The organism is Cellulomonas sp. B6 (assembly GCF_001462455.1).
Lineage (GTDB): Bacteria > Actinomycetota > Actinomycetes > Actinomycetales > Cellulomonadaceae > Cellulomonas.
In genome coordinates this window covers 20,945-42,550 of sequence record NZ_LNTD01000063.1, presented here as the reverse complement: position 1 = coordinate 42,550, position 21,606 = coordinate 20,945, and the positions used below count along the sequence as shown (strand labels likewise).

Annotated in this window: 18 protein-coding genes; 10 read left to right on the top strand and 8 right to left on the bottom strand. The window is 75.9% G+C overall.

Annotated elements, in window-relative coordinates; all coding sequences use genetic code 11:
- The first annotated feature begins 319 nt into the window (after nucleotides 1-319).
- The gene (locus tag ATM99_RS05140) at nucleotides 320-835 is read left to right on the top strand and encodes a TetR/AcrR family transcriptional regulator (RefSeq protein ID WP_062101849.1); all 516 of its coding nucleotides are present in this window, start codon (nucleotides 320-322) and stop codon (nucleotides 833-835) included.
- Between the two features lie 115 nt (nucleotides 836-950).
- On the opposite strand, the gene ATM99_RS05135 is transcribed toward ATM99_RS05140, so the two are convergent.
- The 5 genes from ATM99_RS05135 to ATM99_RS05115 form a co-directional block, all read right to left on the bottom strand.
- Entirely contained in the window at nucleotides 951-3,956 is a 3,006-nt protein-coding gene (locus tag ATM99_RS05135) for an FAD-binding and (Fe-S)-binding domain-containing protein (protein ID WP_062101855.1), read from the bottom strand.
- Between the two features lie 70 nt (nucleotides 3,957-4,026).
- A complete protein-coding gene (locus tag ATM99_RS05130; RefSeq protein WP_062101848.1) occupies nucleotides 4,027-4,257 on the bottom strand; it encodes a hypothetical protein in 231 nt (76 codons plus the stop codon).
- Nucleotides 4,254-6,206, bottom strand: a complete 1,953-nt coding sequence (locus ATM99_RS05125) for a ferrous iron transporter B (RefSeq protein WP_062101847.1) — start codon at nucleotides 6,204-6,206, stop codon at nucleotides 4,254-4,256. The genes ATM99_RS05130 and ATM99_RS05125 overlap by 4 nt, the downstream gene beginning before the upstream one ends.
- Nucleotides 6,203-6,472: a FeoA family protein gene (locus ATM99_RS05120; RefSeq protein ID WP_062101846.1), complete on the bottom strand. Its 270-nt coding sequence runs from the start codon at nucleotides 6,470-6,472 to the stop codon at nucleotides 6,203-6,205. The genes ATM99_RS05125 and ATM99_RS05120 overlap by 4 nt, the downstream gene beginning before the upstream one ends.
- 116 nt (nucleotides 6,473-6,588) lie before the next feature.
- The gene (locus ATM99_RS05115; protein WP_062101854.1) at nucleotides 6,589-7,029 is read right to left on the bottom strand and encodes an OsmC family protein; all 441 of its coding nucleotides are present in this window, start codon (nucleotides 7,027-7,029) and stop codon (nucleotides 6,589-6,591) included.
- 187 nt (nucleotides 7,030-7,216) lie between these two features.
- On the opposite strand from ATM99_RS05115, the gene ATM99_RS05110 reads away from it, so the two are divergent.
- The 3 genes from ATM99_RS05110 to ATM99_RS05100 are packed head-to-tail and all read left to right on the top strand — an operon-like array spanning nucleotide 7,217 to nucleotide 9,793.
- Nucleotides 7,217-7,975, top strand: a complete 759-nt coding sequence (locus tag ATM99_RS05110; RefSeq protein ID WP_190278779.1) for an ATP-binding cassette domain-containing protein — start codon at nucleotides 7,217-7,219, stop codon at nucleotides 7,973-7,975.
- Complete coding sequence (locus ATM99_RS05105; protein ID WP_150118141.1) at nucleotides 7,972-9,183, top strand: hypothetical protein; 1,212 nt, start codon at nucleotides 7,972-7,974, stop codon at nucleotides 9,181-9,183. Before ATM99_RS05110 ends, ATM99_RS05105 begins: the two co-directional genes overlap by 4 nt.
- Nucleotides 9,173-9,793 carry a hypothetical protein gene (locus tag ATM99_RS05100; protein WP_150118140.1) on the top strand — a complete coding sequence of 207 codons (621 nt, stop codon included), beginning with the start codon at nucleotides 9,173-9,175 and terminating at the stop codon, nucleotides 9,791-9,793. Before ATM99_RS05105 ends, ATM99_RS05100 begins: the two co-directional genes overlap by 11 nt.
- Nucleotides 9,794-9,812: 19 nt before the next feature.
- On the opposite strand, the gene ATM99_RS05095 is transcribed toward ATM99_RS05100, so the two are convergent.
- Entirely contained in the window at nucleotides 9,813-10,967 is a 1,155-nt protein-coding gene (locus ATM99_RS05095; protein ID WP_062101842.1) for an AAA family ATPase, read from the bottom strand.
- A gap of 17 nt (nucleotides 10,968-10,984) precedes the next feature.
- Nucleotides 10,985-12,193: a M15 family metallopeptidase gene (locus ATM99_RS05090; RefSeq protein ID WP_062101841.1), complete on the bottom strand. Its 1,209-nt coding sequence runs from the start codon at nucleotides 12,191-12,193 to the stop codon at nucleotides 10,985-10,987.
- Between the two features lie 219 nt (nucleotides 12,194-12,412).
- On the opposite strand from ATM99_RS05090, the gene ATM99_RS19250 reads away from it, so the two are divergent.
- The 4 genes from ATM99_RS19250 to ATM99_RS05070 all read left to right on the top strand — a co-directional run bounded on the left by ATM99_RS19250 (nucleotide 12,413) and on the right by ATM99_RS05070 (nucleotide 18,847).
- On the top strand, nucleotides 12,413-12,970 hold the full coding sequence (locus ATM99_RS19250; protein ID WP_190278778.1) for a hypothetical protein: 558 nt from the start codon (nucleotides 12,413-12,415) through the stop codon (nucleotides 12,968-12,970).
- A 333-nt stretch (nucleotides 12,971-13,303) separates the two neighbouring features.
- Nucleotides 13,304-17,431, top strand: a complete 4,128-nt coding sequence (locus ATM99_RS19865) for a S8 family serine peptidase (RefSeq protein WP_062101839.1) — start codon at nucleotides 13,304-13,306, stop codon at nucleotides 17,429-17,431.
- A 137-nt stretch (nucleotides 17,432-17,568) separates the two neighbouring features.
- Nucleotides 17,569-18,213: a DUF3806 domain-containing protein gene (locus tag ATM99_RS05075; protein WP_062101838.1), complete on the top strand. Its 645-nt coding sequence runs from the start codon at nucleotides 17,569-17,571 to the stop codon at nucleotides 18,211-18,213.
- A 103-nt stretch (nucleotides 18,214-18,316) separates the two neighbouring features.
- Nucleotides 18,317-18,847 (top strand): hypothetical protein, encoded by a 531-nt coding sequence (locus tag ATM99_RS05070; RefSeq protein WP_062101837.1) that lies wholly within the window; start codon nucleotides 18,317-18,319, stop codon nucleotides 18,845-18,847.
- Between the two features lie 18 nt (nucleotides 18,848-18,865).
- Here ATM99_RS05070 and ATM99_RS05065 read toward each other — a convergent pair whose 3' ends face one another.
- Entirely contained in the window at nucleotides 18,866-19,837 is a 972-nt protein-coding gene (locus ATM99_RS05065; protein ID WP_062101836.1) for a 5'-3' exonuclease, read from the bottom strand.
- A gap of 448 nt (nucleotides 19,838-20,285) precedes the next feature.
- Between ATM99_RS05065 and ATM99_RS05060 the strand changes: the two genes are divergently transcribed.
- Entirely contained in the window at nucleotides 20,286-21,188 is a 903-nt protein-coding gene (locus ATM99_RS05060) for a hypothetical protein (RefSeq protein WP_062101835.1), read from the top strand.
- Entirely contained in the window at nucleotides 21,175-21,432 is a 258-nt protein-coding gene (locus ATM99_RS05055) for a hypothetical protein (RefSeq protein WP_150118138.1), read from the top strand. Before ATM99_RS05060 ends, ATM99_RS05055 begins: the two co-directional genes overlap by 14 nt.
- The last annotated feature ends 174 nt before the right edge of the window (nucleotides 21,433-21,606 follow it).

Here is a 21,606-nt window from a genome sequence, read left to right as displayed (position 1 = left end):
ACGGACGACGGGTCGGCCGCCGCGCTCCGCTCCGCCGCAGCCGCGCTGCGCCTCGCGGTGCCGGACGTCGTAGCGGTCGCCGCGTCGGTGACGCGCTCGGCGTCGGGGGTGGGTGAGGTCGCGTGCGTGGGCACGGTGACGTCCTTTCACGGTTCCGCGCTGACCGGGCGGGTCCGGGGGTCGGGCACACGGGCCGGGTCCACTCCCCGGACCGGGTCGCCGGGCTCGTCACCCGACAACGGCTATACCGTCCAGCCGGTATAGTAGTCGACCGTCCGGACGGTGCACAAGGTGATCTCCGTCGCTAGGCTCGACGCCCATGGCCCCCACCCGCGACCGCATCCTCGACGCGCTGCAGGACGTCCTCCTCGAGGACGGCCCCGGCGGCGCCACGCTCGACGCGGTCGCCGAGCGCGCGGGCGTCTCCAAGGGCGGGCTGCTCTACCACTTCCGCAGCAAGGACGACCTGTTCGAGGGACTGCTCGACCGGCTCGACGCGGGCGGCGCCGCAGCGGACGCGCAGTGCCCGCCCGACCCCGACGGCGCGGCGCGCTGGTTCCTCGACGGCTCGCAGACCGCCGACGGTCCCGAGGAGCGCACGCTGCTCGCGGCGCTGCGCCTGCTCGGCACCTACCCGCCCGCGAGCGACCGCATGGCCCGCTACCTCGACGACTGGGCCGCGGGCCTGCGCCGGGCGATCGGCGACCCCGTGACCGCGCGCCTCGTGCAGCTCGTGGGCGACGGCCTGTTCCTGCACGCCCTGCTGGGCAGCGGCGACACCCCGCTCGACGCACGCGTCAAGGACGCGGTCCGCACCCTGCTCGACCAGGCCTGACCCCGCCGCGCCCCGCCGAGCGCGGTACTCGTTTCCGGCGCGCTCGGTGGCGTTCTGCCGCACTCGGCGGCGTAGCGCGCGCTGGGCGCGCGGCACATGATCGGCGGTGGGCGGGTCAGTCGGTGGCGGCGGGTGACGACGCCGCGGCGGGCAGGTGGGACGCGAGCAGCTCGGCCAGGTGCACGCCCTGCACGCCCGCGAGCTGGTCGGCCTGCGTGCGGCACGAGTACCCGTCGGCCAGGTAGACGTCGCCCGGCGCCGCGGCGCGCAGCGCGGGGAGCAGCGCGTTCTCGGCCACCGCGACCGACACGTCGTAGTGCCCCTTCTCCATGCCGAAGTTGCCCGCGAGCCCGCAGCACCCGGCGAGCGTCGAGAACTGCGCGCCCGCGTCGGTGAGCAGGCGACGGTCCGCGGTCCACGTCATGACCGAGTAGTGGTGGCAGTGCGGCTGCACGACGGCCGTCACGTCCGACAGGTCGGGCACCTGCCACCGGTCCCCCGGGCCGATCGGCGCGGGCGCGGTCAGCAGCTCGGCGAGCGTGCGGGTCGCGCGGGAGACGGCCGTCGCCCGCGGGTCGTCGGGCAGCAGGTCGACGAGGTCGCTGCGCAGCACGGCCGTGCACGACGGCTCGAGCCCGACGATCGGGATGCCGTTGACCGCGAACGGCCCGAGCACCTCGAGCAGGTGCTCGAGCTGGTGGCGCGCACCGTCGAGCTGACCGGTGCTGATCCACGTGAGGCCGCAGCACGCGTCGTGGTCGGGCACCAGCACGTCGTAGCCGGCGTCGCGCAGCACCGCCACGGCCGCGTGCGCGACCGACGGCGCGAGCGTGTCGCTGAACGAGTCGGTCCACAGCAGCACGGGCGGACGCGGCGCACCGTGCTCGGCACGGGCCCCGCCCGTCGCGTCGTCGGCCGCCGCCGCACCCCCGGCACCCGCGGTCTCGGCCGGCAGCGCGACGCGCTCGGCGTCGCGACGCCCGACCACGCGCACGTCGCCCGCGCGCCGCCCGTCCTGGCGGGCCCACGCACGGAACGGCACGGGCGCGAACGACACCATCTTCCGACGGGTGTCCATGCCGCCCAGCCTGAGCACGAGCTTCGCGACGGGCCGCACGCCCAGCACCGCGTTGGCGAGCGCCGCGAGCCCCGGCACGCCCGTGACCAGGCGCGCCCAGCGCGGCAGCCAGCCCAGCGCGTAGTGGTTCACGGGGCGCAGCCGGCCCTGGTAGGTGCGGTGCAGCACCTCGGCCTTGTACTGCGCCATGTCGACGCCCGCCGGGCAGTCCGACGAGCACGCCTTGCAGCTCAGGCACAGGTCGAGCGACTCGTGCACCTCGGCCGACGACCAGCCGCGCGACACGAGCGACCCGTTGGCCATCTCCTGCAGCACGCGCGCGCGGCCCCGCGTCGAGTCCTTCTCGTCCTTCGTCGCGAGGTACGACGGGCACATGAACCCGCCCGCGGCGTGGTTGTCGGCGCGGCACTTGCCGACGCCGACGCACCGGTGCACGGCGGTCGTCAGGTCCCCGCCGTCGTGCGCGAACGAGAAGCCCGACGCGGCGGGCAGCGCGCGCGCCGCGGGCCGGCGCAGGTCGGCGTCGAGCGGCCGCGGCCGCACCAGGACGCCCGGGTTGAGCAGGTCGCGCGGGTCGAACAGGTCCTTGACGGCGCCGAACAGGTCGATCGCGCGCTGCGAGTACATGACGGGCAGCAGCTCGGAGCGCGCACGCCCGTCGCCGTGCTCGCCCGAGAGCGAGCCGCCGTGCTTCGCGACGAGCGTCGCGGCGTCCTCCATGAACGCGCGCAGCGGCCCGCCCGAGCGCTCCATCGGCATGTCGATGCGCAGGTGCACGCAGCCGTCGCCGAAGTGCCCGTAGGCGAGCCCGTCGACGCGGTGGTCGGCCATGAGCGCCTCGAGCTCGCGCAGGTACGCGCCGAGCCGCTCGGGCGGCACGGCCGAGTCCTCGAACCCGGGCCACGCCTGCGCACCCGACGGCGTGCGTCCGCCCAGGCCCGCACCGTCCTCGCGGATGCGCCACATGGCCGCGGCCTCGGGCCCGGGCGGGAAGATGCCGACGGCGTCGGTGCCGGCGTCGGCCGCGAGCGCGCGCGCCGTGGCCATCGCCTCGTCGAGGGTCGCGCCGCCGACCTCGCACATCATCCAGCCGGCGCCGGGCGGCAGGTCGGGCACGGCCGACGCGCCCTTGACGCGCCGCACGACGTCGACGAGCCGCGAGTCCATGCCCTCGATCGCGAGCGGGGCGTGCGCGAGCAGCGCGGGCACCGCGTCGGCGGCCGTCGGCATGTCGGGGTAGCCGAGGACGACGAGTACGGGCGCCGACGGCACGGGCACGAGGTTCACGGTCGCGCCGAGCAGCGTGACGAGCGTGCCCTCGGTGCCGACGAGCATCTTGGCGAGGTCGGTGCCGTGCTCGGGCGCGAGGTGCTCGAGCGAGTACCCCGACACCTGGCGGCGGAACCGGCCGAGCTCGGTACGGATCACGTCGAGGTGCGCACGCACGAGGCCGTCGAGCCCGGGGACGACGTCGAGCGACCCCGCCCCGGCGCGCGCCGTGAAGCGTCGTCCTGTGCCGTCGACGACGTCGAGGTCGACGACGTTGTCGGCCGTGCGCCCGTAGGCGACGGCCCGCGGGCCGCACGCGTTGTTGCCGATCATGCCGCCGAGCGTCGCGCGGGCCTGCGTCGACGGGTCGGGCCCGAACCGCAGGCCGTGCGGCGCGGCGGCCTTCTGCAGGTGCGCCATGATGACGCCGGGCTCGATACGTGCGGTGCGTGCGTCGGGGTCGATCTCGAGGACGCGGTTCACGTGCCGCGAGAAGTCGAGGACGATGCCGGTGCCCACGGCGTTCCCCGCGACCGACGTGCCGCCGCCGCGCGAGGTCAGCGGCGTGCCGGTCTCGCGCGCGACCTGCAGCGCCGCGAGCACGTCGTCGGTGTCCCGCGGGAACACCACGACCTGCGGCACGACGCGGTAGTTGGACGCGTCCGTCGAGTACTCGGCGCGCCGGCGGGAGGAGTCGTCGACGCTCCCGCGCACGACGTCGCGCAGCGCGTGCACGACGTCCCGGACAGGGGGCGTTCCGGTCGTCACAGCCACGCCCGGCAGTGTCCCACCCCCCGCGTAGGACCCGACACCCGCGTCCACGCGCTGTCCGGCACGAGCACCGTCAGCGGGTCAGCGGGCAGCCCGCGCAGGACACGGGTCGCTGCTCGCGCGGCGGGCACGTCGGGCACGCGGTGCGCCCCAGCGCGGACGACGACGTCTGCACGAGCCCGACCCGCGCGGCGTGGTCGAGCACGGTCTCGACGAGCCCGACGTCGACGCCGAGCCGCCGCGCGACCGTCGCGGGCCCGGCACCCCGACCCGCCTCCGCGACGACGTCGGCCAGGAGGCTCACAGCAGCGCCCCGACCCGGAACACCGCGACCGCCAGCAGCCACGCGACCGCGAGCTGCACCCCCACGCACCCGAGCGTCCAGCGCGCCCCGAACAGCCGCCACTGCTCGGCGACCGTCGCGAGGCACGGCGTGTACGCGAGCACGAAGACCATGAACGCCGCGGCGGCCGCGGCCGCGTGCCCGCCCGACGACTCCTCGAACGTCGCGCGCAGCCGGTCCCCCAGGTCCCCCGAGGCGGCGGGGTCGTCGGGCTCGTCGACCGCGTACGCCTGCGCGAGCGCACCGACCGCGACCTCCTTGGCGACGAAGCCCGTGACGAGCGCGGCCGACGCGTGCCAGTCGCCGAACCCGGCGGGCGCCAGCACGGGCGCCACCGCCTCGGCCGCGCGCCCGTACAGCGAGTCGGCGACCGGCACGTCGCCGACCGCGTGCCCGCCGACCACCGGGACCGCGAGCGCGACCCACACGACCGTGAGCGTCACGACGATGACCTGCCCGGCCTTGGTGAGGAAGGACCGCACCCGCGTCCACGTCGACACCGCCAGCGCGCGCAGCCGCGGGCGCTGGTAGGCGGGCAGCGCGAGCACGAGCGGCTCGCGCCGCAGGTCGCGGAACAGCGTGACGCGCAGCAGCAGCCCGCCCAGCACGACCAGCCCGATGCTCGCGACGTACATGAGGAAGTTCGCCGTGCCCGCCTGCCCGGGGAAGAAGATCGAGGACAGCAGGACGTACACGGTCAGGCGCGCGGGGCAGGACGTCCACGGCACGAGCAGACCGACCATGAGCCGCTGGCGCGCGTGGGGCAGCGTGCGCGTCGCCGCGAGCGCGGGCAGGTTGCAGCCGAACCCGACGACGAACGGCAGCATCGCGCGCCCGTCGAGCCCGATGGCGCGCATCGCGCGGTCGGCGACGAACGCGGCGCGCGCGAGGTACCCGCAGTCCTCGAGCAGCGCGACCGCGACGAACATCATCGCCATGAGCGGCACGAACGACGCGACCGTGCCGACGCCCGCGAGCACGCCGTCGACCAGCAGGCCGACGAGCCACGCGGGTGCGTGCAGCGCGTCGAGCCCGGCCGTCACGCCGTCGGCCAGCGGCCCCGTGACCAGGCGCTCCGCGCCGTCCATGATCGGCGCGGCGGCCGCGGTCGCGAGCTGGAACAGCAGCCACATGACCCCGAGGAACACGGGGACGCCCGCGACGGGGTGCAGCAGCACGCGGTCGATGCGGTCCGAGCGGGTCCGCACGCCCGCGGGCGGCGTGCCGCCGACGGCGCGGACGTGCTCGTCGACCCACGCGAACAGGGCCTCGACCTCGTCGGGCGAGGGCTCGGCGCCCGCCACGGCGTCGGCGGGCGCGGCCGGGGGCAGCAGCACGTGGCCCGCGTCGGGGTCGCGCAGCGTCGTCAGCACGGCCTGCGCGAGCGCGTCGGCGCCGCGGCCGCTGCGCGGGTGCACGGCCACGACCTGCACGCCCAGGCGCCCCGCGAGCGCGTCGGCGTCCACGTCGATGCCGCGCGAGCGCGCCACGTCGACCATCGTGAGCCCGACGACGACGCGCAGCCCGAGCCGCGCGACCTGCCCCAGCAGGTACAGCGAGCGCGCGAGCGCCCCGGCCTCGACCAGGACCACGGCGACGTCGGCCCGGCCGAGGTCACCGCCCCCGGCGACGACGTCGGCGGTCACCTGCTCGTCGGGCGTGCGGGCCACCAGCGAGTACGCGCCGGGCAGGTCGACGAGCCGCAGCTCGGCACGGGCCGCGGACGGCCCCGGGCGCCACGTGCCGGTCTGCAGCTCGACGGTCGTGCCGGGGGCGTTGACCACGCGCTGCCGGGCGCCGGTGAGCGCGTTGAACAGCGTCGACTTGCCCACGTTGGGGTTGCCCACGAGAACGACGAGCGGTGCGTCGAGCGTCGTCGTGGCGCCCGCGGGCTGCTCGTGGCAGCTCACGACGTCGCCCCCGCCGGGGAGGGGTGGGCGGGGGCGACGTCGACGGGACCGACCGCGACCCGGATGCGCGCGGCGGTGCGCGCGTCGACCGCGAACCGGTCGGCGCCGACGGCCACCACGAGCCCGCCGAACGCGGCGCGGTGCGTCACGCGGACGTCCCCGCCGGGGCGCAGCCCCAGCTCGTGGAGACGGACGCGCGGCCCGTCCTCGAGGTCGACGGCGACGACGCGGGCGGCCGCTCCGGGCGGCAGCGTGCACAGGTCCACGTCGCCGAACGTAGACCTGAGGCAAGGCTCACCTCACGGGACCCAGGTCCCGGGCCCGGACGTGCGCGAGGGCGGACCGGCGCGCGGCCGGACCGCCCTCGCGGCGGGTCAGGGGGTCAGTGCTCGAGCGTCGCGTCCAGCGTGATCTCGACGCCCGTGAGCGCCTTCGACACCGGGCAGCCGGCCTTGGCCTTCTCGGCCGCCGCGCGGAACCCGTCGGCGTCCAGGCCCTCGACCTCGCCGCGCACGTGCAGCGCGATGCCCGTGAGGCGGAAGCCGCCCGCCGGGTCCGGGCCGAGGCTCACGTCGGCGGTCACCTCGAGGGCGACGGGCGTGCCGCCCGCCTCGGCGACGTCGGCCGACAGCTGCATCGCGAAGCACGACGAGTGCGCCGCCGCGATGAGCTCCTCGGGGCTGGTCGTGCCGCCGGCCTCGTCGGCCGCGCGCTTCGGGAAGGAGACGTCGTACGTGCCGACCTTCGAGCTCGACAGCTCGACCTGGCCGCCGCCGTCCTGCAGCGTGCCGTTCCAGGCGGTCCGTGCGGTGCGCGTGGGCATGTCCACTCCTCGTGCGTCGGGTGCCGGGCGCGGGCAGCGCCCCGGGTCCGAGCCTAGGCGCTGGCCGGCTCCCCCACCCGGCCACGCGACAGGGCGCCGCCGCGCTAGGGTCGCGGTCGTGCCGGGCCGGCGACGTGGCCGACGCGACACGTGCGAGACGGTCCACGAGGCGCAGGGGGCGCACGCGATGTCATCGGTCCGCGGGTCGGACGCCCTCGCGGCGGGGTCGCCGCTGCCGTCGCACCGGCTGGACGTCGAGGGGCTCGTGCTCCGGTACGGCCGCGCGGGGTTCACGCTCGCCGTCGACCGCCTCGCGCTGCCCGCGGGCGTGCACTTCCTCGTCGGGCGCAACGGCTCGGGCAAGAGCAGCCTGCTGCGCGTGCTCGCAGGGCTCGAGCGCCCGCAGGCGGGCACGCTGCGGCTCGACGGCGCGGAGGTCGTCGGCGCGGACGCGTGGCGGGCGTACCGCGCGGCCTCGGGGTACCTCCACCAGGACTTCGCGGTGCGCGGCCGGGCGAGCGTCCGGGCGTACGCGCGCTACGGGGCGTGGCTGCGCGGCGTGGCGCGCGACGAGGTCGGGTCCCGTGCGGACGAGGTGCTCGACGCGGTGGGGCTCGCCGACCGGGCCGAGACGCGCGCGAGCCGCCTCTCCGGCGGGATGCAGCGCAGGCTCGGCCTGGCGGTCGAGCTGGCGAACCACCCGCACGTGTACCTGCTCGACGAGCCGACGTCCGGCCTGGACTTCGAGGCGCGGGACGCCGTGCACGACGTCGTGACCACGGCGGTCGACTCGGGTGCGGTCGTGGTCGTCGCGTCCCACGACGACCACGAGCTCAACCGGTACCCGGGAGCGACCCACCACGTCCTCGACGCGGGACGCCTCGTCGGGTCCGTCACCGGCGACGGTGCGGTCACGGTGCAGCGGCTGCTCGGCGGCGTGCGGTGACGCATCCACGCACGCGTGAGGTGCTCGACGCCGCGGCCGTGTCGGGCGCGCCCGCCGCCGCGCTGCTCCTGACGGCGGCCGGTGCGGTGCTGGTCCTCGCCGAGGACCCGGCGACCAGCCGGTGGCTCGGCGCGACGCCCGACACAGGGCTCTTCCTGTCGGTCCTGTCCTTCGCGGTCGGCGGCTGCCTGTTCGCGGTGGTCGGGTACCTGGCGGGCGCCCGCTGGTCGCACGACCGCGGGTATCCGCTGCGACGCAGCGTGCCCGGGTTGCCGCGCGTCGTCCTCGTGTCGGTCGCGGGCGACCTCGTGTGGCTCGTCGGCGCGCTGCTGCTGGTGCACCTCGTCGCGTTCGGGCGGAGCGCCGCGCTCGGTGCGTCCGCGCCGCTGTCGGGCTGGCCGCTGAGCGTGCTGGGCCTGGCGTCCGCGACGTCCTGCTACGTGGTGGCCGCCGTCGTGGGCGCCGCGCTGCGCACCCCGTTCGGGGTGGTGCTCGTCGCACCGGCGCCCTACGCCGCCACGCTGCTCGCGGGCGAGGTGGCCGTGTCGTCGCGCCCCGAGGTGCAGCAGCTCGTCGCACCGTTCGTCGACCAGGCGTGGTACCCGAGCCTCGTGCCCGCCGCCGGTCCCCTCCTGGTGCTCGCGGCGTACTGCCTCGCCGTGGCGGCGACCGCCGGCACGGCCCTCGTCGTGCTGCTCGGGGCGCGGCTGCACGCGGCACGCCCGCACGCCGCCACGGTCCTGCTGCCCGCGGCCGCCGTCGTGGCGTGCGCGGGCCTCGTGACGGCGGGGTGGTCGCCGAACGGGTTCGCGCGACCCGACCCGTCCGGCCCGGCGTGCTCCGCCGACGGGCGCGTGTGCGTGTGGGGCGGCTCCCGCAGGACGCTGCCGGTCCTGGAGGCCGCCGAGCGACGCGTCCGCGCCGCCGTCGAGCGGGCCGGCGCACCCGCCGACCTCCGCTTCGTGCAGCACGGCCTGCCGTCCGACGACACCGCGGTGCCCGTCGACACCCCGCCCGGGCACGTCGGGGAGGCCGACGTGCGCGCGCAGATGGTCGCGGCGTACGCGCAGCGGTGGACGGACCGGTGCACGGGCACGGCCGACGACCCGACGCTCCTGCCGACGCTGCACGACGCGCTGCTGCGCGCGGCCGACGACGGCTCGTCGGAGGACCTGGGCCCGGCGCTGCGACGTGCCCGTGCGTGCTGACCGGCCCGTCGCGACGTGGTGCGCGCGGCGCCTGGTCGGCCCGGCCCTGCTCGCGGCCACCGGGGTCGCGGCCCTCGCCGCGCTGCTCCCGGCGACGCTGGGCACGCCGCAGCTGCGCGGCGGGGCGCTCGAGACCGCGACGGCCGTCCTCACGTCGTTCGTCGTCGCGACGTGCCTCGTCCCGCCCCTCACCGCGGGGGACCTCGCCCTCGAGGAGCGGTCGCCCCGCCCCGTGCGCGCGCTGCGCGCGGGGCTCGGCGTGCTGCTGCTGGTCGCGACGTCGGCCCTGGTCGCGGCGAGCGCGCTCGCACGCGGCGGTGACGCGGCGACGTCCGCCGCCGCGGTGCGCACCCTCGTCGTCGTCGCCGCGCTCGCGCTGACGGCCGCGCGCGTGGCCGGAACGACGGCGGGCTTCGCGGCGGCGCTCGGCTACCTGGGGTGCTGCCTCTTCGGGGGAGCGTCGGCCGACGGGACGGTCGAGGCGTGGGCACGTCCGCTGGCGCCGTGGCGCACCCTGCCGGACGTGCCGCTGCTCGTCGTGGGCGCGGTGGTCGTCGTGGCGCTGTTCGCCGCGCGACCCCGGCGCGGGCGCCTGCGGGCGCGTCCGTAGGGCACGGACGTCCGCACCCTCAGCGGGCGCGCTCGAGGTGCCCCGCGACGACGTGCGACGGCGCTCCCGCCGCCCGCAGCGCCCACGCCGCGCGTGCGTGCAGCGCGCGCCGCCGCTCGGCGCCCAGCCCCGCGTAGAGCGCGGTGCGGACGACGTCGTGACGGAACACGAGCCGGTCCCCGCGCGCGTGCACGACACCCGCCGCGAGCGCGTGCCGCAGGGTCCGCCAGCAGTCGGCGACGGGCTCGTCGGCCAGCGCCGCGAGGTCCCCGACGACGAACGACGCCCCGAGCACCGCCGCGGTGCCGAGCAGGTCCAGCACGTCCGCGTCGAGGTAGGCGACGTGCGCGCGTCCCACGTCGTCGAGCTGGTCCAACCACGTCGACCCGACGGTCTCGACCGTGCCGCGCGAGCGCTCGAGCACGCCGCACGCCTGCGCGGTCCGCAGCACCTCCACGACGAGGCTCGGGTTGCCGCCCGTCGTGGCGAGGACGCCGCGCAGCGCCGGGCCCACCGTCGCCCGCAGGAGGTGCTGCGCGAGCTCGACCGTCGCGGCCGGCGCGAGCGGCGCGAGCTCGAGGTACCGCGCACCGGCGCGCGTCCACGCGGCCACGACGGCGTCGAGCTCGGTGCGGTGCGGCACGCCCCGCAACGTCATCACGGTCAGGGCGTGGGGCAGCGCGCCCTCGCCCGCGAGCTCGGCGAGCAGGTGCAGCGAGCACGCGTCCGCACGGTGCAGGTCCTCCAGCACGAGCACCCACGGGCCCTGCTCGCCGCGGTGGCGCAGCAGCGCCGCGAACAGCTCGTCGGCGCGCGCGTACCGCGCGGGCGCGGCGGTGCGCTCGGCGGGCAGGACGTCGAGCAGCGCGTCGAGCTCGGCGACGACCGGGCCGCGGGAGTCGCGGCGTGGCGTCGGTGCGAGCAGGACGTCGGCGAGCAGCGCGTACGGCGACCCGTCCGGGCCGGCCGCACGCCCCGCGCACACGCCGACCCCCAGCAGCGCCGCCGACCCCTGCAGCGCCTCGACGAGCCGCGTGCGACCGACGCCCGCCTCGCCCTCGATCAGCACGGTCGCCCCGCCGCCCGTGGACACCGCGGAGAGCAGGTCGTCGAGGTCGTCGAGCTCGGCACCGCGCCCGACCAGCGGGCGCACGGGTGACGTCGGCTCCGTCATGCAGCCGATCGTAGGACTCAGCCGGTGTACTCCCAGTGCCACGGCTCGGGCTTGCTGCCGGACGCACGCGCCCACTCGGGCAGCGTCCAGTCGTAGGCGGGGGCGTTCTCGCGCATCCACTGGTGCTGCGCGGTGCCGAAGGTCTGCACGCTGCCGCCGAGGTCGACCGCGACGCCCAGGCCGTGGTTCGACGTGCCGGGCGTCGCGCACAGCGAGCCCTTGGCGGCGCGGCACGCGACCTGCGCGGCGTACGAGCGGTACGAGTCGGAGACGGCCAGGTGCGTGCCGAAGCGGTCGAAGAACGCGGCGTCGAGCGCGTCGAGCGCCTCGGCGGCGTCGCAGCGCAGCATCGCCCGGTCGTCGAACCCGACGCCGCACAGCGCGGAGCTCGGGATCTTGCCGTTGGCGTACCCCTGCAGGGACGCCTTCCACGCGGCGCGCTGCGCCTCCTGCTCGGCGGCGACGCGCGCGGCGTCCGCGGCGGCGGCCTCGGCGGCGGCGGCCTCGGCCTTCTTCTGCTCGGTCGTCGTGCGGACGACCTCGGCGGCCTGCTTGACGCGGTCGAGCGCGGCGCGCAGCGGCGTGGTCGCGGGGTCGGACGTGTCGGGCAGCGTCGCGTCGGCGATCGGGTCGCCGGTCGCACCGGTCGTCGGCGCGGGCGTCGAGGAGGTGCCCGGGGCGGGCGCGGCGGCTGCGGTCGCGGAGTCGGTCGCGGACGGGGTCGCGGAGGCGCTCGGCGACGGGCTCGCGGCTGCGGCGTCCGTCGCGGCGGCGCTCACGTCGGCGGAGGGCTGCGGCGTCGCCGCGGCGTCGGGCGCGGCGCCCTGCTCGGCGGACGTGCGCTCGAGGTCGCGCGACACGTTGGGCGTGCGGTCGACGTCCGACGCGGCGGCGGGCGCGTCGACGTCCTGCATCGCGGCCTGGAGCTCGGCCGTCGCGGCGTCGAGCTCGGCGAGGACCTCGCCGGGGACCGCGGCCTGCTCGGCGTCGGACCGGACGACCGACACCTGCTCGACGACGCCCTGCGCGGCCTGGACGGCCTGCGCGCGCAGCTGCTCGGTGCGCGCGTCGTGCGTGTCCGTGGTCGCGGTGTGCACGAGTGCCGCGACGTCCTCGGCGATGCTCGGCTCGGCGTCGGCGGCCGCGACGACGGCGCCCATGCTCAGCACGAGGCCGAGTGCGACGCCGCCCTGGGCGACGCGCTGCGGGACCCGTGCGGCGCGCACGGTACGGGGGCTGGCGGCCGGCTGCGGACGTGGCGCGACGTGCCTGCCGCCGCCCGACCGACGCCGACGGCTCGGCAATCTGTCACTCACGCGAAACACGTTAAGTGAGTCGGACGGTCGCCCAGTCGGCTTGAGCGGTTCAGCGCGCGAAGATCGTGTGCACATCCTGTTACCGGACCGTCACACCTCGGCGCGCCGCCCCGCACTACCCTGGCTCCCGTGACCGCTGACGACGCCCGCCCCCCGGCGCGCGGCGTGGACCCCGCACCCGACGGCAACGGCCTCGACGACCTGTACGACATCGCCCGGCTCGCGCGCCGGCTCGACGTCGAGCACGCGACGATCCGCGTCTGGCTGTCCCGCAAGGTGCCGTGGCTGCCCCCGCCGGACGGTCGCCTCAACGGTGGCGCGGTGTGGCGCGCGACGACCCTCGAGGGCATCGAGCAGCGGCGCTTCCGCCGCCGCCCCGGCCGCAAGCCGCGGTTCACCGCCGCCCCCGCCGCGGCGGACGTGCCCCGCACGGGCGCCATCCCGATCGTCACCGCACGCACGGGCGCGATCCCGGTGGTCCCGCCGCGCACCGGCGCCATCCCCGTCGTCACCGCACGCACGGGCGCGATCCCGGTGGTCCCGCCGCGCACCGGCGCCATCCCGGTCGTCACCGCACGCACGGGCGCCATCCCGGTCGTCCCGCCTCCGGGCAGCCCGCTGGGCGGGCGGCGGGGCGGGCCGCTGCCGACGCCGCCCCACGGCACCGAGGCGCTCTCGCCCCGCTGACGCGCACCTGCGACCCCGCTGCGGCACACCCCCGCGCGGCCCCGCTGCCGCACGCCCGCGCGACCCCCGGTCGCCGCGCGCCCGCGGCGACCGGCAGGTCGTGCGACCTGGACGGGACACCGACTCGTCCGTGAAGCACTCGCGAAGACGGCGAACCGGACGAAGAAGAAGTTGTGGAGAAGGGGTGACGAAAGCCCCTACCGGTCAGTAGCGTGCACAGGGTGCCCGGCGGCTGTGACCACAGCCAACGTCGGGTATGACGTCCGGGGGGGCCGTCTGCGGCCTGCCGTGACGTCGTCGTGCCCCCGACGTCCGACCCCCGGGATGGATTCCATGCCACGTCGCCTGCTCGCCGGCCTGACCGCCGCGTCCGTCGTCCTCACCAGCGCCCTGCTCGGCACACCGGCCGCGAGCGCCGCCCCACCACCGGACGACCTGTCCGGCCTGCTCGTCGCGGGCGACGTCCCGGTCACGAAGGTCGAGGGCGTCGGCGACGCGCTCGCCGAGGCCAGCGGGACCGTCACGGCGTTCGTCGAGCTCGACACCCCGTCGGGCGTCGAGGTCGCCGCCGAGGGCGGCACCCCGGCCCAGGTCCGCGAGGCCGCGGCGACGACCGAGGCGGCCGCGGCGGACGTCGTGCCGGCCGAGGCGTCGACCGCGACCGCGCGCACCGCCGCCGCGCAGCCGCAGCGCCTCGCCACCGTCACGAACCTCGTGTCGGGCGCGCTCGTGCTGGGCGACGCCGACCAGCTGCGCACGCTCGCCGACGACCCGAACGTCCGGTCCGTGCGCCTGGTCGCCGAGCGCACGCTCGACAACGCCGCGCAGGTGGAGTTCACCAAGGCCCTCGCGACGTGGCAGAGCACGGGCGTGCTCGGCACCGACATCACGGTCGGCGTCATCGACACCGGCATCGACTACACGCACGCCGCGTTCGGCGGCCCCGGCACGGTCGAGGCCTACGAGGCCGCGTACGGCGAGGACGGCACGGCCCCGGTGCCGGCCGGCTCGTTCGACCCCGACAAGTTCCTCGGCGGCTACGACTTCGCCGGCACCAACTACCGGGCGGACGGCACCGACCCCGCCGAGCTCGTCCCGGTGCCCGACGAGAACCCCATCGACGTCCACGGCCACGGCACGCACGTCGCCGGCACCGCCGCCGGCTACGGCGTGACGCCCGACGGCACGACGTTCGACGGCGACTACTCGACGCTCGAGTCGGTCCTCGACTGGCCCGTCGGCCCCGGCACCGCGCCGATGGCCAAGCTGTACGCGCTCAAGGTGTTCGGCGACGTCGCGGGCTCCACGAGCCTGTCGTCGCTCGCGCTCGACTGGGCGGCCGACCCCAACGGCGACGGATCGTTCGACGACCGCATCGACGTGCTCAACCTGTCGCTCGGCGCCGCCGGCGCGCCGGCCGACGACCCCGAGTCGCTGCAGGTCTCCGAGCTCACCGCGCTCGGCACGACCGTCGTGCTGTCGGCCGGCAACGAGGGCGACATCGAGGACGTCGGCGGCTCGCCCGGCAACGGCTTCGCGGGCCTGACCGTCGCGTGGTCGGTCGGCAAGGACCTCGCGTTCGACGCGACCGAGGTGACCGAGGCGTCCGACCCGGCGCTCGTCGGCCGGCACGCCGGTCAGAACTCGGTCAACTACAGCGGCCCCGACGTCACCGCGCCCGTCGCCTACGTCGGCGCGACGTTCGACGGCTGCACCCCCTTCACGCCCGAGCAGGCGTCGACCGTCGCGGGCAAGATCGCCTACCTGTGGTGGGACGACGACGACGCCACCCGCGCGTGCGGCTCGGTCGCACGGTTCAACAACGCCGAGGCCGCGGGTGCGGTCGGCGTGCTCCTGCCCACCGAGCTCGCGGTGTTCTCCGCCGGCATCGGCGGCAACGCGACGATCCCCGGCTTCCAGCTCACGGCCGCCTCGACCGACGCGCTGCTCCCCGAGATCGAGGCGGGCACGCTCGTCACGACGATGGGCCCGTCGCTCGCGCTGAGCACCCGGCAGGACGTCGCCCCCGACACGCTCTCGACGTCGTCGTCGCGCGGCGTGCACGGCTCGCTCGGCTGGGGCAAGCCCGACGTGGCGGCACCCGGTCAGCAGATCGTGTCGGCGAACGTCGGCTCCGGCAACGGCGGCGCCAGCAGCAACGGCACGTCGATGGCCTCGCCGCACGTCGCGGGCATCGCGGCGCTCGTCCGCGAGGCGCACCCGGGCTGGTCGGCCGCGCAGATCAAGGCGGCGATCGTCAACACCGCGACGCACGACGTCGCGACCGAGCCCGGCGGCGACGTCTTCTTCGGCCCGCCGCGCGTCGGCTCGGGCCGCGTCGACACGCTCGCCGCGGTCACCAACGACACGCTCGTCTACAACGCCGAGCGGCCGCAGCAGACCTCGGTGAGCTTCGGCCTGGTCCCGCTCGCGGACAAGACCGTGACGATCCGCAAGGCCGTCACGGTGCAGAACCTCGGCTCGACGGCGCGCACCTACGCCACGAAGGTCACGTCGAGCACCACGTCCGGCGGCGCGACCATCACGGCCGCACCCGCCAACCTGCGGGTGCCCGCGGGCGGCACGGGCGTCGTCACGCTGACGTTCACGGCCGACCCGGCCACCGTGCAGCGCGAGATCGACCCGACCATGCAGGCCGAGCAGATCGCGGGCCTGCCGCGCGAGTTCGTCTCGCAGGTCTCCGGCCGGCTCGTGCTGACGTCGGGCGACAAGGAGTGGCGCCTGCCCGTGCAGGGCACGCCGCGCCCGACGTCCGACCTCGAGGCCGCGCCGCTCGCGTTCCCCGACCCGTCGGCCGCCACCGCCGAGCTCGCGTTCAGCGGGCGCGACGTGCAGTCGCTCGGCTGGTACGGCCTGGCCACGCCGCTCGTGCACGCGGCCGACTCGCCGCGGCTCGAGGAGCTGCCGCCGGGTGCCGAGACCTCGGCCTCGACGATCAAGGCGGGCGACATCCGGCACGTCGGGTGGGCGTCCACGGCGCCCGCGCTCGCGGCCGACGGCGGCGACCCCGCCGAGGGCTACCTGGGCGTCGGGATCGCGACGGACGGCGACTGGGCGGCCCTGGGCCACGCGCTCAAGCCGTTCGTCCTCGTCGACACCGACGGCGACGGCGAGCCCGACGTGATGTCCGTCGTCGCCAAGCTCGACGAGACCGACTACACGGTCGTGCAGACCTACGACTACGACACCAACGAGCTGATCGCCGGGCCCGAGCTGCTGTACCCCTTCGGGGGGAACATCGAGATGGGCGCGTTCGACAACAGCACCGTCGTCGTCCCGGTGCCGCTCGCGGCGCTCGGCGTCGAGCCCGGCACGCCGGTCTCGGTGTGGGCGCAGATGCGCAGCACCTACGCCTTCCCCGCCGACGGGATCGTCGACGAGGTCGGGCCGTTCACGGTCGACCCGTACGACCCGCCGCTGTGGTTCGGCTCGAACGTGGGCTCGGACTTCGTCTCGCAGACGTTCGACGGCGCCACGGTCGAGGCGCACGGCGGACCCGGCGCGGCGGACCAGAAGGTCCTCGTGCTGCACCACTCCAACGGCACGGGCGACCGCGCGCAGGTCGTCGACGTCACGGTGCCCGACGCCGTCGAGACCGTCACGACGCTCGACGTCGAGTCCTCGTCCACCGCCGGCGAGGAGACGCTGCTGCAGGCCGCGGTCACCCCGCCGGAGGCGACGGGCACGTTCACGTTCTACGACGGCGAGGTCGAGCTCGGCACGGCCGCCGTGACGGACGGGACCGGGGTGCTGGCCACGTCGACGCTGAACGCGGGCACGCACGCGCTGCGCGTCCAGTACACGCCGGACTCGCCGCTGTACACGGCGTCGTCGTCGGCGGTCGTGGAGCTGACGATCGAGGCGTCCGCCTCGACGACCACGCTGCGGGTGAGCCCGTCGCTCGTCCGTTACGGCAAGCCGGCGACCGCGACCGTCACGGTCACGGGCGCCAGCTGGGCGCCGGCGGGCACCGTCACCGTGCGCGAGCGCGGCAAGGTGGTCGCGTCGGGCGAGCTCGTCGTCGACGGCCTCACCGGGACCGCGACGATCCCCCTGCCGCGCGACCTGGCCACCGGGACGCACCGCCTCACCGCGGTGTTCGACGGCACGGCCGACGTCGCACGGTCCGAGGGGCAGTCCCAGGTGGCCGTGGTGCCGGGCACGTCCACCGCGACGCTCGAGACCGAGTCGTGGACCGTCCCGCGCGGCAGCACGCCGAGCGTCACGGTGCGCGTCGGCGGCGGCGAGGGCGCACCGGCCGCGACCGGCCGCGTCACGGTCCTGCTGGGGCTGCGGCCCGTCGGGACGTACACCCTGCAGGACGGGGCCGCGGCGGTCACGCTGCCGGCGCTGCGGTCGTCGTCGGTGGTCACCGCGCTCTACCTCGGTGACGGCAACTACCTGCCGACCGTCACCGCGAAGGTGATCAGCGCTCGCTGACATCCGTCCCGCGACGAGCGGGTGTCGTCCGGCGTCCGTCCGGGCGACACCCGCTCGCGTGCGTCAAGACCTCTCGCGGGGCGGCCGATGAGAGCCGTATGGGACTGGACCGACGGACGCCGCAAGGGAGCGGACCCGTGCTGCCCACCCCCCACGGGCCGGCCGATGCGCACCTCGCCGACGACGGCGCGCACCCGACCGTGGCGGACGGCCGAGCACCGGACGAGGGCGCGCTGCAGCGGGTCGTGGAGCATCTCGAGGACGTTCCGGACGACGAGCGCACGACCGACGGGGCGTCGGGCGGCGACGGCACCGTGGCCGCCGAGGTCGGTCCCGTCGCCGCGGCGCTCTCCGACACCCGGCACACGATCGACGGGCTGAACCCCGCCGAGCTGCTGTTCCTCGCGCAGCAGCGGGCGCTCGTCGCCGGGCTCTGCGACGACCCGGGCGACGCGACAGCGGTCGGCGCGCTGTTCGACCGCGTCCGCGAGCAGTGGGCGCAGGCCGAGGACCGACCCGACCCGCGCTCGCTGGCCGACGCGTTCGGCGTCGCCCTGGGCGACCTCGTGCGGGCGCAGGCCCCCGCGCTGGACTGGGCGGTGTGCAGCGACCGGTACGGCACCGAGATCGTGCTGGCGCAGCGCACGCCCGAGGTGCTCGTCTACCCGATCGCCGCGGTCGCGCAGTACTGGGAGTCCGCCGCGCAGGGCTGGTTCGTGCGTCACCTCGCGGACGTCGTGCACGGCGTCGTCCCGCGCGCGCCGGCCGCCGTCGAGGACTGACCGGGCGTCGGCGCGTGACCTCCCGGGCCGTCCGCGGGGCGTCGGACCGCCGCGCCCGGTGTGTCCGTCTCACCCCACGGCGTCCCGTGCGGATAATCGTCCCGTGACCACGTTCGACGACAGCGACCTGTTCGACCACGTCGAGGACGCCCCCGGCCCCCGCCCCGGCCGGCGCGTGGGGGTCGTGCTCGCCGTGGCGGCCGCCCTGGTGGTCGCCGGGGTCGTGTGGCTCCTGGTCGCCCGTGCGCAGGCCGCCGCCCCGCGCGCCGACGGCATGGCGGTCGAGCTGCTCGACCGCCGGCAGGAGCCGACCGACGACGTCACGGCCGAGGTGGCGCAGGAGACGGGCGTCGACCCCGCGACGACACGGTTCGCGGTGCGCACCTCGGAGGGGCAGCACTTCGCCGCGCTGCGCTGGGACGGGGCCCTGTGCCTGCTCCTCGTGCCGGACGGCGACGAGCCCCGCGTGTCGTGCGCCGCGCCCAAGCCGCGGGCCGTGGCCACGCTCACGGCGGAGGACGGGTCGAGCGTGCGGCTCGGCGCGGACGACGCTCCCCCGCCCCCGGCGGGCGAGGAGTGGCAGCCCGCCGGGTCGAACGTGTGGGTGCTGCCCGCTCCCCCGGCCGCGGGCTGACGGCCGACGGGTCCGCGCTCAGCGGGCCGAGGCCGCCTCGGTGAACGCGTCCACGACGCGCCGGACGCTCGAGGCCACCCCCCAGCGCTCCGCGAGCCCGACGAGGGCGTCGGGCTCGGCAGGTGCCTGCGGGAGCCGGTCGTCGACCTCGGCGACGGGTGCGTCGGGCGCGACCGTGACGACGCGCGGCGCGACCGCGAGGTAGTCGGCCGCGTCGGTCAGGCGGGTCCGCTGCGTCGCCGTCAGGCCGCGGTCGCCGGCGTCACGCGCCGCGAGCACCCCGGCGAGCGTGCCGTACCGGCGCAGCAGCGCCGCCGCGGTCTTCTCACCGATGCCCGGCACGCCGGGCAGGCCGTCGCTCGGGTCGCCACGCAGCACGGCCATCTCGGCGTAGGCGCGCCCGGTGGGCACGCCGTACCGCTCGTCGAGCACGCCCTGGTCGACGACCAGGAGGTCCTTGACGCCCTTGACCGGGTAGAGCACGCGCACCGGCACGTCGTCGTCGACGAGCTGGAACAGGTCGCGGTCGCCCGTGACGACGTCGACCGCCGAGCGCTCCCCCGCCGGGCGCGCGGACTCGCGCGCGACGAGCGTGCCGATGACGTCGTCGGCCTCGTACCCGGGTGCCCCGAGCCGCGGGACGCCGAGCGCGGCCAGCAGGTCGACGATCACGGGGACCTGCGCCGTCAGGGCCTCCGGCACGTCCTCGACGCCCGTCGTGCCCGGCACCTCGCGCGCGACGCGGTGCGCCTTGTACGACGGCACCGCCTCGACGCGGAACGCGGGCCGCCAGTCCTCGTCCCAGCACGCGACGAGCCGCGTCGGGCGACGCTCCGCGACCAGCCGGGCGACCATCTCGAGGAAGCCCCGCACCGCGTTGACGGGTGCCCCGTCGGGGGCACGCACCGAGTCCGGGACCCCGAAGTAGGCGCGGAAGTACAACGAGGCGGAGTCGAGCAAAAGCAACTTCTCCTGCCGCGATGTGCCCATGAGTTGGAGCGTACGACCTGACCGACCACGCCCGCCCGCCTTCACCCGGACTCGCCTGTTACAAGCTCGGGCCTGACGAAGCACTCTTCCGAGTGGATGGACGGCTTCGTCCCGCCCGCACGACCCCCTATCGCGGGCGTAGCTATCGCGGGTCCGGCTGACCTACTCCCGCAGGTGTCCCTCCCAGGCTCACACCCGCGCCACGTCGGCGCCGCGTTCTCCGGGGACGGGTGCGTCGATCGAGCGCGATCCGGAGGGGAGCGTCGACGTGGTCACGCTGGGGCTCCAAACCCCGGGCGTCTCCTTTTCTACCTGAGGGGCGAGACTAGGCTGGCGTCGCCCAGGCAGCGGGCGCGCTAGGTCTTTCTGGCGTTCGCACGTGCTAGCGAACGGGTGACGGTGAGCGAAACCGGCTCGCGGCAACGCGCACCGACGCAAGGATGCGGACATGTTCGGCACCGTTCTGTGGGATGTGTACACGCGCGACCAGACTCCTGAGGTCCATAGAGCGCTCGACGGAGTGGCCAGCGCCGAGGACAACTACGGCTGGGCGAGCACCGCGGTCTACGCGTTCTACGACCCGGGCCGCACCGGCACGCGCAACGGCGTCGACCCGCTCCTGTACATCGGCCTCGCTGTCGACGTACCGAACCGGTTCGCGCAGCACAATGCCCTCTACCCGACGCCGGCACGGTCCTGCAAGCGTGAGCAAATCGCACACTGGTTCACCGAGCACGAGCGCCTCGGGTTCGCGACCTTCGTGCAGTCGCCGCTCGATCAGGCGCACGTCGCACGGTTCAAGAAGGCGATCGACGGTGACGTCGACTGGTCCGAGGAGTTCGCATACGACCAGGACTCTCGAGACGCGATAGCCACCCTCGAGGGTCAGCTCATCGAGGCCTCACGTCTAGGCACCGGCGCCCTCCCTCGGTGGAACAAGGTCGGCGGCAGCAGGACGGGCGCCGGGCAGGCCAAAGGAGGAATCGGGGCATCACTCATTGCGCTGCTCACCGGCGCCACCGACAACCTGTTCGTCGCTCGCCGATCGATCCGCGAGCTGTGGACCGACGACGAGGCGTGCGAGTTCGAGATGGACCTGCTGCACCCTGCGCGAACGCAGGCGTTGATGTCGGCGACCGACGCCCCGGCCGGCAACACGGAGATCCGAGCGCGGCTGTTGGACACCGCTCGCGGCCGGGCACTGTTCGCCGACGCGTTCAACACCGAACGAATCGCCCGGATGACGGCTCGCAACTACCTGGAGTCCAGCACCCGCTCCTCAGTGTCTGGCCGCCTCCACGGATCGGACGCGAGCGGTGAACGGTTACCTTTCGACTATGCCGCTCGTTAGTGTCAGCGCAGTACGCATCCAAGGCGTGCTGGCGAACCGGCGCATGATCGCCGCGGACGTCGCGACCCGGATCACGCGCCCTGTCGACCTCGGCGCCATCGTCGAGCAGGACTCGGAAGTCGACCTCGACGACCTAATCGCGATCGCGGTTGTCGTGAAGCAGCCGTGGCCGTACCTTCTGATCGACGACCCGGAACCCTCCCCCGACCGATCAGGACCACCGCACCGTCACGAACCGACGTAGCGGCCTCAGCGCGGCGCTCATCCACGAGCTTGAAGCCGCCGAACGCACGCTCGAAGCCTCCGCGGATCTGTTCCCGGAGGCGCGCACGCGGTTGCCAGCCGTGATCATCGCCCGGACTCCGACGTCGAAGCCGCCGGCCGCCCGGTGCGTGAGGCCCTCGGAGTTTCAGTCGGG